This window comes from Lactobacillus gigeriorum DSM 23908 = CRBIP 24.85, assembly GCF_000296855.1.
Lineage (GTDB): Bacteria > Bacillota > Bacilli > Lactobacillales > Lactobacillaceae > Lactobacillus > Lactobacillus gigeriorum.
In genome coordinates, this window is record NZ_CAKC01000076.1 from 1 (window position 1) to 10,670 (window position 10,670).

Annotated in this window: 7 protein-coding genes and 3 pseudogenes; 3 read left to right on the forward strand and 7 right to left on the reverse strand. The window is 35.8% G+C overall.

The features are described 5' to 3' along the window. Positions 1-37: 37 nt before the first annotated feature. A complete protein-coding gene (locus tag BN52_RS07405; RefSeq protein WP_008473834.1) occupies positions 38-451 on the forward strand; it encodes a DUF4811 domain-containing protein in 414 nt (137 codons plus the stop codon). Positions 452-464: 13 nt separating this feature from the next. On the opposite strand, the pseudogene BN52_RS09945 reads toward BN52_RS07405, so the two are convergent. Then, positions 465-703: pseudogene (locus BN52_RS09945) on the reverse strand (IS982 family transposase); the annotation flags it as partial. A gap of 128 nt (positions 704-831) precedes the next feature. On the opposite strand from BN52_RS09945, the gene BN52_RS07410 reads away from it, so the two are divergent. Further along, complete coding sequence (locus tag BN52_RS07410; RefSeq protein WP_008473835.1) at positions 832-1,518, forward strand: YSIRK-type signal peptide-containing protein; 687 nt, start codon at positions 832-834, stop codon at positions 1,516-1,518. 204 nt (positions 1,519-1,722) lie between these two features. Further along, positions 1,723-7,542: a BspA family leucine-rich repeat surface protein gene (locus BN52_RS07415; protein WP_277812861.1), complete on the forward strand. Its 5,820-nt coding sequence runs from the start codon at positions 1,723-1,725 to the stop codon at positions 7,540-7,542. On the opposite strand, the pseudogene BN52_RS10475 reads toward BN52_RS07415, so the two are convergent. The 6 genes and pseudogenes from BN52_RS10475 to BN52_RS10290 all read right to left on the reverse strand — a co-directional run. Continuing rightward, positions 7,457-7,684 (reverse strand): annotated as a pseudogene (locus BN52_RS10475) (hypothetical protein); the annotation flags it as partial. The gene BN52_RS07415 and the pseudogene BN52_RS10475 sit on opposite strands and share 86 nt — an antisense overlap. Before the next feature lie 70 nt (positions 7,685-7,754). Continuing rightward, complete coding sequence (locus BN52_RS07420) at positions 7,755-8,027, reverse strand: hypothetical protein (RefSeq protein WP_040473490.1); 273 nt, start codon at positions 8,025-8,027, stop codon at positions 7,755-7,757. Positions 8,028-8,068: 41 nt separating this feature from the next. Then, positions 8,069-8,899 carry an ATP-binding protein gene (locus tag BN52_RS07425; RefSeq protein ID WP_040473491.1) on the reverse strand — a complete coding sequence of 277 codons (831 nt, stop codon included), beginning with the start codon at positions 8,897-8,899 and terminating at the stop codon, positions 8,069-8,071. After that, positions 8,874-9,272, reverse strand: a complete 399-nt coding sequence (locus tag BN52_RS07430) for a hypothetical protein (RefSeq protein WP_008473839.1) — start codon at positions 9,270-9,272, stop codon at positions 8,874-8,876. The genes BN52_RS07425 and BN52_RS07430 overlap by 26 nt, the downstream gene beginning before the upstream one ends. Before the next feature lie 103 nt (positions 9,273-9,375). Then, a complete protein-coding gene (locus tag BN52_RS07435; RefSeq protein WP_008473840.1) occupies positions 9,376-10,473 on the reverse strand; it encodes a family 8 glycosyl hydrolase in 1,098 nt (365 codons plus the stop codon). Further along, positions 10,473-10,670 (reverse strand): annotated as a pseudogene (locus tag BN52_RS10290) (glycosyltransferase family 2 protein); the annotation flags it as partial. The pseudogene BN52_RS10290 and the gene BN52_RS07435, both read right to left, overlap by 1 nt.

Genomic DNA, 10,670 nt, shown 5'->3' on the forward strand with positions numbered 1-10,670 from the left:
CCGTGGTCTAGACTTTCACTAGACTAGATGAAATGTCATGCCCGACACACAAGAAATAGCGAATCAATTATTCCGTCGAACAATCGATTCGCTTTTAAGCTTAGAATGTTTTATTTGTTTTAGAATAAAACATTCTAAGCAGAAAAAAGTTAAGCCAATCTCAACTAACCATTCCTCTGCAATTATTAACTTTACAACTGATCAAACAGCTAAGCTAGAGATCAAAACTTCTCGCTATGTTTTTAAAAATAAAACAGTAGAAGTCATATTTGGTGTCTTTGGCCATCAAAATGAGTTTAAACATCGTAAATATATTTTTACGGTACCAAAGAATTGGAAAGTCTTATCAGTCAAGCAAGCTAAAGCACTACAAAAGAAGCTTGCTAAACAAGCACTGTTACGAAAACAAATGATGCTAAAAAAGCAAGCAGCAGCAAATTCAACAAAATAGAAGATCACAAAAGAGAGTGAGATAAATTACCAAGCTTTTCACAAAATCTTCTTTGAGATTCAACGCCCAATGAAGCCTGCCAAATAAGCAAGGCCAGAATAGAACTGTCAGATATTTTACATCCATTGATATTTCGTCTTTGCTTTAGGCATAAAGTTTGTACAAACAGCGACAAATTATATTTAAACGACTAAAACTAACTTGTAAATGATGAGAAAAACTCTTAAACTTAGGGTGGTTTAATTTAGTCAGACTCTTTGCTATTAATATGTTTACAAGTCGAGTCTAACAAGATTGGACTTTTTTTGTTAACTAAAACGATTTAACTAGCACCACGCGTATTTAAATTTATATTCTTACTAAAAAAGAGGAAATGTAAAATGCAAAAACGAAGATCATTTTTTGACAATGAAATGGAACAAAGATTCGGCTTGCGTAAATACACAATCGGTCTTTGCTCTATTTGTTTAGGTTTTGTAACAATCGGCATGGGTAGCCAAACCGTTAAAGCTGATACAGTAAACGACGTAGAAAACTCTTCCGTTGTGCAAGAAAACAAGATGCAAGATACAGACCCGGCAAATACTACTGTTTCAACAGAAGCTATGGCAAATACTGCAGATTCGGCTACAGCAAAGCCTAATATTACACCAACCGAAACTAAGGAAAATGAAACAGGCTCCGTAGCTACGACTGCACCTAAGACAAATTCTGCTTCAAATGGCGTTAAAATAAATACCGCAGATTCAGCAATTTCAACAGAAACTAAGCTAGCTAAAGCAAATTATATTGTAGCTAGCCCAAATCTTGCTTCAGATCAGGCTAAAGCAGAATCAGTAGTCCAACCTAAAGTAAGTGCAACTTCAACTGAAACTAAGCTAAATGAACCCGGCTCAGCTGTAGTTAAGCCGAATGTCACTTCAAAGGGAGCTAAACCGAATGTTGCAGATTTAGCAACTTTAACTGAAATTAAGCCACAGGAAATTAAACTTACTAAGCAAGTAGATGTTAAGACACTTGCTGAATCAAAAGTAGCAATAGATAATCAATTTAATTTTGATGACTAGAATACACAAATAGACAATAATTATTTAAATATTACTGGCTATAAGGGTGACCGCTCTAAGCAAATTGTTGTACCAAATGGAGCTGATTTTGCTAAGGCTGGTAAAAATGATAAGAATTTACAAGTTGAAATTGACCGATATACTTTAGTAGACTTAATTGTCAATGGTGTTGCACCTAAATTAAGCAATACTGATGGTCAAAAGATAGTTGCTAAAGGCAGTGATTGGTTCTATGCCTTTTATGATAAACATTTACATGATATTAGTGGCTTAGCTAATTTAGATACAAGCAATGTAACTCGCATGGACAGTATGTTTGACCACAACCAGATCAGCGATTTAAGCCCGCTGGCTAACTGGAACATCGGCAAGGTAACTAACATGAGTAGCATGTTTGCTGACAACCGAATCAGCGATTTGAGCCCATTAGCTGACTGGAACACCGGCAAGGTAACTTACATGGGCAGTATGTTTGACCACAACCAAATCAGCGATTTGAGCTCATTAGCTGGCTGGAATACTGGCAATGTAACTATCATGGAAAGTATGTTTGACCACAACCAAATCAGCGATTTGAGACCATTAGCTGGCTGGAATACTGGCAATGTAACTTACATGGACAGTATGTTTGACCACAACCAAATCAGCGATTTGAGACCATTAGCTAACTGGAATACTGGCAAGGTAACTCACATAGACAGCATGTTTGCTGACAACCAGATCAGCGATTTGAGTCCATTAGCTAACTGGAACACTGACAAGGTAACTGACATGAAGAAAATGTTTTATAACAACCGAATCAGCGATTTGAGCCCGCTAGCTAACTGGAACACTGGCAAGGTAACTGACATGAGCTATATGTTTGCTAACAACCGAATCAGCGATTTAAGCCCACTGGCTAACTGGAACACTGGCAAGGTAACTGACATGAGCTATATGTTTTATAACAACCGAATCAGCGATTTAAGTCCGCTGGCTAACTGGAACACTGGCAAGGTAACTGACATGAGCCTTATGTTTGCTAACAACCGAATCAGCGATTTAAGCCCATTAGCTAACTGGAACACTAGCAAGGTAACTAACATGGACAGCATGTTTTACGATCCGCTTGATTCAACAATTAATAGCCAATCTACTTTAAATAAATTCCATGCCATCGCTTATAAGCTTGATAATACCGGTGCTTTAACTAGTCATAGTGAGAGCAAAACTTTTAATGATGGTTTACAAGTTTTGCTTGATAAAAATATCGTGACTAACGAAAATTCAGCTACTTTAATCTTTAAAGCTAATAGTTCAGCAGGTAATACGTATCAAATTAAAATTTATAATCCAAATGGTTCCATTGATATCCAAGCAGATCCTCTGCAAACTGCTTTAGGCACAACTAATATATCTACATTCTATCAAGACGGTTACACTATCATTACTAATAAATTTATTAATAATGGTTCTGTAACACAGAGGATTTATATTAGACCAAACTTTAAGTATTATGATTTTGCGCCATATGAAAGTACTTCTGGACTAATTACAGTTGTTAAAGACAAAGAAGATTTGGGTTCAATCAATATCACATATCAGAATGTATCGGGTATTGGTATTGGTAACGATATTTCTGCACCTTATATTGATGGTAATAAGCCGTATATTAACCACACTCAAAATACTTTTTACTTCAAGCCACAGGTTCATTATTATTTTGGCAGTATTTCTTATTATAACTTAATTAAATCTGCCGGATTAACAATCACTGTTCCAGATGATGTGACTATTGATCCCGATACATTTATTGATAATGCAACCGGAAAAACTCTTAAAGCAACCAAAATAGCTGATAATCAATATCAAGTGGTATTAAACGATACTACAGACGAGGTTGCCGTTAAAGGCCTAATTAATGTTCCTGCAGACAAATTAACAAATGGTTTTGTTGATTTGCCAGGTTTTGGTATGAAATATACTATCAATACCTATAATGATAAAGCGGAACCATTAGTTGCAACTGGTACCAGCAAAGAATTATTTATTGTTCCTGATTGGGCATCCTATCATAGCAAGTTTCATGTCAAGTTAATTAATATCAACCAATCTAAATGGGCTTTTGATCGAAACGGCAACAAAGTATATACATATACTTCGCAAGGCTTCAATAATGGATTTACTGGTAGCCTCTTTGAGCCAGCCCTTTCAACTCAAGTAACTAATGGCGTTGAAACTTTTGATATGCCAACTGGTGTAAATATTACTGAATTTAGGGTTCCAACTAATGGTAAAATCGATCACATCGACTATATTTTTACAGATGGCTCAAAGCAAACAACTTCATCTTTGGATAAAACGTCTAAAGCTATTCGTCAAATGAAAGTTTATTTTAAGAATGGTATTCAAAGTAACAAATTATTTGGTGAATATTTTTATTTCGATCTTTCATTTGATGACACTTATCCTGATGGTAGACCAATTAAGGCTCCTCATATTTTTAACATTACCGGTTCATTTTCTTGTAATGAATTAGGCTCGACTGGCAAAGTTAATGTTGTACAAGTCATGCTTGCACCTACACAAAAATTAACCGATGGAATGCTGACTGATACAAGCCAAAACGAATTAAGTACAGCGTCTAATGGCAACTTTATTGCTGCTACAATTCTTAATGACGGTCGGGAACATCAAGGGCATTTAACTAATCCAATTTTTTATTTTAAATATAATAATTTAATGGTTCCTGATTTATCTAAAATTTCAGCAAGTTATAACAATCAAAACAAAGAATTAGGCTCAATTGGATTAACGAATATTGATAAAGCCAAAATTCATTCTTCTATTATTACTGATAGTAACGGTCAAAGATTTATTAAAGTTAAAGTAGATGGCGAATATTATTATGGCGGTTCATCTGATCGTAAATCTGATTTTAATGTTCAAATTCCTATTAGCAATTTGCCAGACGCATTAGCTGCAACAAAAGATTGGTCATGGTACATTTTAAATAATAGCGATAAAGAAAAAACCAAAAGTACAATTCGAAACTCAAGTCAAAGCAATAGGCTAGATCCTGTTACAGTTGATGGCAATACTTTATCTGTTGGCGGAACTGGTACTTGGCGAATCAATGTTGCACAAAGTTTCACATCTAGTACTGAAACACAAGGCAATTTAAATGGCGGTCCGGGGCTTGTTTCAACACAAGACGATCATCATCAAGACCCAACGCATTTTTATATCTATGATTCAATCATTAACGCAACTAATGATGCTAAAAGCGACTTAGTATCTGTTGTAAACTTACCATCAACTCAAGACGGTAAAAGCGAATTCGATGTACATATGACTGGCGAAGCAAGCTTGATTAATGTAATGACTGGGCAAGCTTATGATGCAACCATTACTTACTCATATTATACTGGTGATAATAAGTTTATTACTGGCGATCAAGTAAAAAATGATAATGGTTGGTCAAAGGTTAAGTCAATTAAGGTCGTGCCAAATGGCGGTGCGCCATCCATGACTAGTCTACGTTTAGTTATACCAGTTGAAGATGAATATGTTTATGATCACGTAGGCAAGACTATTTATGTGTCCACAATGACCTATGGCGAAGACAAGACTAATACTAATTACACTACTAAATATGGCTTTGCTGTACCTGATGGATCAACAATTTTGCCAATCATTATTAAGCCAGGGGATACGGGCAGTGCTAAGTTAACAGTTCAAGGTCAAGCAACAGTCCACACGCTTATTCACTATAAAGACGAAAGCGGTAAAGAAGTTTACGTAAAATTGGTCGATCAAGATAAGATCTATAACGAACTTCAAGATACTATGAAGCGTAGCGATTATTTGCAATCAGATAACGATTTAACTATAGCCGATCGTGGACTGCTTCCAACAGGAATGGTTATTAATTATGGTAATCCAACTATTCGCAACTCGAATAATAATTATGTTAACAATGAAGACGTATTTGATAAGATGGCTAAATATGACTTTGATGGCGATCAAGTGATTTTTGAAGGTGCCATGCCTGAAGTTGTTACTCAGACTCATCAGGTTAAAGAAACTATTCATTATGTCTATAGTGATGGCAGCCCAGCGGCACCTGATAAGGTATTGACCAGTGTTGCTTTAAAACAAACTAGCTACAAAAATCCATTTACCGGTGAAATTACTTGGAATGCGTCTACAACTGATACCTTAAATAGCGTAGATAGTCCAGAAATTACCGGCTATACACCTGATAAATCATCTATTGAGAGACAAACTTTCAAGTTTGGCGATAAGGATGTTGAAGTTACAGTAACGTACAGTGCTAATGCGCAAACAGCCACGATTACCTACATTGATGACACTGAAAAGAAGACACTTGGTAGTGACAAGCAAAATGGTAAGTTCAACCAAGTAATTACTTTTGAACATGATCCAGCAGAAGTTATTAAAGGCTTAGAAGAAAAAGGCTATAAGCTGGTTTCAAATGACTTTAAGTCGGGCATTAAGTATCAAAATGATAACAAGTTCAATAACTTTGAAGTTCACTTGAAACATGGCACTGAAAATGTAAGTCGCAACGATGATGTCAATATGACGGTTCACTATGTCATGGATGATGGTTCAGAGGCACCAAACGACAACAAGCAAACTGTCAACTTTACTGAAAATGGTACTCAAGATTTGGTAACCAAAAATATTACTTGGACACCTGCTGAAAGTCAAACATTGAAAGACGTTGATAGTCCGGTGCTTATTGGTTACACAGCAGATATTAAGACTGCAAGCGGCAAAGTCGTTAACTTTGGCGATCTTGATATTAATGTAACCGTACATTACAGTGCTAATGCACAAACAGCTACGATTACCTACATTGATGATACTGAAAAGAAGACACTTGGTAGTGACAAGCAAAATGGTAAGTTCAACCAAGTAATTACTTTTGAACATGATCCAGCAGAAGTTATTAAAGGCTTAGAAGAAAAAGGCTATAAGCTGGTTTCAAATGACTTTAAGTCGGGCATTAAGTATCAAAATGATAACAAGTTCAATAACTTTGAAGTTCACTTGAAACATGGCACTGAAAATGTAAGTCGCAACGATGATGTCAATATGACGGTTCACTATGTCATGGATGATGGTTCAGAGGCACCAAACGACAACAAGCAAACTGTCAATTTTACTGAAAATGGTACTCAAGATTTGGTAACCAAAAATATTACTTGGACGTCTGCTGAAAGTCAAACATTGAAAGACGTTGATAGTCCGGTGCTTACTGGTTACACAGCAGATATTAAGACTGCAAAGGGTAAAGTCGTTAACTTTGACGATCCTGATATTAATGTAACCGTACATTACAGTGCTAATGAGCAAACAGCTACGATTACCTATATTGATGATACAACTAAGAATAACTTAGATAGTAAAGTCGCTAAGGGTAAGTTCAACCAAGTAATTACTTTTGCAACTGCTCCGACTGATGAAATTGCAAACTATGAAAAGCAAGGTTATAAACTGGTTTCAAATGACTTTAATAATCAAAAGTATCAAGCTGATAACAACAACAATGTCTTCTATGTTCACTTGAAGCGTGGCACAACCACAGATAACCCTGGTTCAAATGGCGGCGGTGATCAAGGCACTACTCCAACACCAGAGCCTGTCCCAGAACCAACTCCATCTCCAGATGATCAACCTGATACTACATTGCCATCAGACAATAATACTGATAAAGATGTAGAAAAAGATAAACAAGACAAACCAGAGGAGATGAAGAAGGCAAGAAAGATAATCAAGACAAGAATTACGAAACAAGAACATATCGGAAATGCTGAAAAGGCTGAACATCTTACAGAGCAAGAACACAATGATCAAACCGTTGTAAGTCCAGTTAAAAATGAGGCTAATGAACCTCAACTCCCACAAACTGGTGAAGCTAATACCAGCGTTATCGGCTTACTAGGAATGCTAGTAGCAGGTTTTGCAGCAATTCTTGGTTTTGAAAGTAGCCGTAGTAGAAAACATAAAAACTAGATTTTAATAACGTCGAAAAGTGTCTGGGAAGAAACTCGATTTTTAGCCCGAATATAAAAACACAGAAATTCATTATTTTTAGTGAATTCCTGTGTTTTTTGTTTTTAAAATGAAAATTCGAAGGCTTTACCTTCTTGTTGGCTCTTTTTTATAATCGTCAACCGATTTTTTCGAAAAGCTCAATACGCCTAACGCCAAAATAAAAATTGCACCTAGGCACCTAGAAAGATACCCAACCAATAAGGGTAATCAAAAGCGCTTATCAAACTCACAACAACTAAACCTTCAAAAAAACCTAACCAAACAGGATGATCCATAGAAAATTGCCAGTAAATTTTGTTAGCATGTTTAAATAATTTCATAATAGAAGTCATTATACTTGTTAACACCTTGGTAACTTTAGTTTTCATCGTTTTTACCTCAACAATAAAAACATTAAGCGTTGTTATAGAAGGAGTCCCTGCTTTTATTCTATTATTGCACATATTTAGTCTTCTTGAAACCGAATTCCAATTTAGCGAGTCTGTTAAAATATTACATTTTTAATCATTTCCGCGTAATTATACATGTACTTCTGAGCTGTAGATGACTTAGGTGAAATCAGGTATTTGGTGGCTCTCCCCTTCCCCACTTGAATAACTAGACCTTTATCAATTAATCCCTTCAGGGCTTTTCGACATTCATATTCATTAGAAAAGTTGACTGCAATTTCTTTAAAAGTCGCAGACATTTTTGTCATGAATACTTGATAAGCTACTTGTTCATTCTCAGGCAGGTCATGCAATACAGTATCATCACCTATTTTCCAGATGGTCAATATTGTCTTTTGTGGAGTAACTTCTAAGTCAGGATGTTTTGTATTTAATTTACTCATTACATTAAGTATACGATAGCCACCGCTTCCTGTGTGTTCGCCCAGCCTTGCCTGAACGAATGCTTGAAATACTAAGGCATTTCTTGGTTTCGAATCAGTTTTACTAAAAAATTCTTCTTTTGTTACTAACAATTCTCCAGGATTTTGAAAAACAACCCTCTTATCAAACCAGCTAATTTGAACCACCAAGCGTGAATGGTAATCTGCATGTGTTAAACAATTAACCATTGCTTCACGAACTGCTCTAACAAAACTATTCTTCCAATTTTTTCGTGTCAATCCATTTAATTCAAAAGTATCGGGTGTTAATGTATCAACTTTATTCATTACCTTTTGAAAGAAACTAAAAATATTATCTGGGTTTTCATCGCCCCATGACGTATAAATTCGATCAAGATAATCTACATCACTAGCTTTATTTTTTACAATAAAATCCAGCATAAATGAGGGATAAACATCAAGAATAGAATTTATACTTACCAAACAATAACAACACTGCCTTTGAAAGCTTATATTTACCATCCCTTCGATCTATTCGAACAAGTCCATGATCGATTAAAAATTGTTCATTATCAGCGGAAATAACTTCAGGTTCATCATTTACTTGAGAATATAAGACTTTATAATTCTGCAAATCAATTAAATTTAGGTCAGCCATACTAAAATTATCAAGAGTGTCATAGCTATCATCAAGACTCGCACTTTGAATAATAGCTTTTAAATCTGATTCTGATGCTCGACGATCGCCTTCTCCACTAGTATTAGCGAATATAGAATTTGTTAGCCACATATCATTCGGAATTTTTTTCTTTGCACATTTATGCACTTCATGTTCATTTTCAACATTTTTTTGCATTATTAATCCTCAATTTTTCGATGCTGATAACCTTTTCATATAAATTTACCTATGATTTTCGCACGATTTCAAAAATATGCAAATAATCCTGCTTTAGATAAAACTATTCCATCATAGCGACCAGGGTAATTAATGCTGCATCGTAATAATTCGTATCAGTCAAACGATTAGTAAAAACATACTGTTGTGAAACAAATAAATTATCAAATTCCGGTTTCTTTAATTGCTGCACTGCAAAAAAGATCGGACCACTAATACTCGGTGAAGCATAATTATTTAACGCTTTACCATTCAATTGATAGCCAGCCGTCACTTGTTTTTGCTTGCTGAAAAAGCGCAACATTTTAGTAACAATTTTCTTTGCTCGTGCATCTTTGCTAGTAGCTAAAAATAATGGTACGCGACAAGCATTGCCAGAATAATCACCATCATTTTTTCCAGCTACTTCATTGGCTTTAGCTGGTCTAACACCTTTTTTACTAATCCAAGCAAAATCTGGAACTAAGCCAGAAGGATGTTGCTTGCTCAATTGATACAGTTTTTTCAGCATTACCTTCTTGATCGTTAGCCATTGGGAATTGCCAGTCAACTGATGAAAATCATCAAAGTAAGTCGGTAATACGTCAGAGGTTCGCATTAAGTAATAATACTTCGACTTCTTATTAGCCCAATCACCAACAGTCAGCGTCTGAGTAGCCGAATTATAATCGTAACGTAAAATATCAGCTAATAATAGCTTAGCCTGCTGCAAGTATTTGGGTTCGTTCCAGAGTTTTCCCGCTTTAATCAAACTTTCTGCAATGTATAAATCGCCATCAGTTGCACTAGTAGAATAAACTTTTTTATCCACTTGCTTCCATGACATTAATTCAGTTTGTTGATCATCGATAGTCAACCGATTAGCCAGGTAAAACCGATATAACCGTTGAAAATCTTCTTTTTTAGCCCAACCCTTTTCACCAGCCATTGCAGCAATCAACATGCCATAGCCTTGACCTTCAGACAAGCTTGTGCGTGGTGCCGTTTTTACCCAAGCTTTTCCATCACTTTCTTCAACCACATAATCTTCTTTCCATTGACGGTACAAATTACGGTGCAAGGTGCGGTTATTACTACCACGAACATAAAACATGATCGCGATAAAAAGCCCAATAGTCAGTAAGATCAAAATTGGGGTAAACCTGTTTTTGTTTTTTAACATCAATCTGTAAACCTCTTTGTTTTTACCCACTTCGTGGCTTCGCGATGGAAAAGTCTGTCATCAATTGAGGACCATACTGCATTAATCGAGATAATGATAAACAACTGCGAGTATGTAAAATATGAAGCCACAGCAAGCCAAAGTTGTCTAGTTGTAACCTGACCAAATTGGGTACTGGCAGCCACACTGATTTGGAG

Excerpts from the sequence above, each read along its gene's own strand:
- BN52_RS07405 (WP_008473834.1), top strand. The coding sequence starts at position 38 with ATGCCCGACACACAAGAAATAGCGAATCAATTATTCCGTCGAACAATC.
- BN52_RS07410 (WP_008473835.1), top strand. The coding sequence starts at position 832 with ATGCAAAAACGAAGATCATTTTTTGACAATGAAATGGAACAAAGATTC.
- BN52_RS07420 (WP_040473490.1), bottom strand. The coding sequence starts at position 8,027 with ATGTGCAATAATAGAATAAAAGCAGGGACTCCTTCTATAACAACGCTT.
- BN52_RS07430 (WP_008473839.1), bottom strand. The coding sequence starts at position 9,272 with ATGCAAAAAAATGTTGAAAATGAACATGAAGTGCATAAATGTGCAAAG.
- BN52_RS07435 (WP_008473840.1), bottom strand. The coding sequence starts at position 10,473 with ATGTTAAAAAACAAAAACAGGTTTACCCCAATTTTGATCTTACTGACT.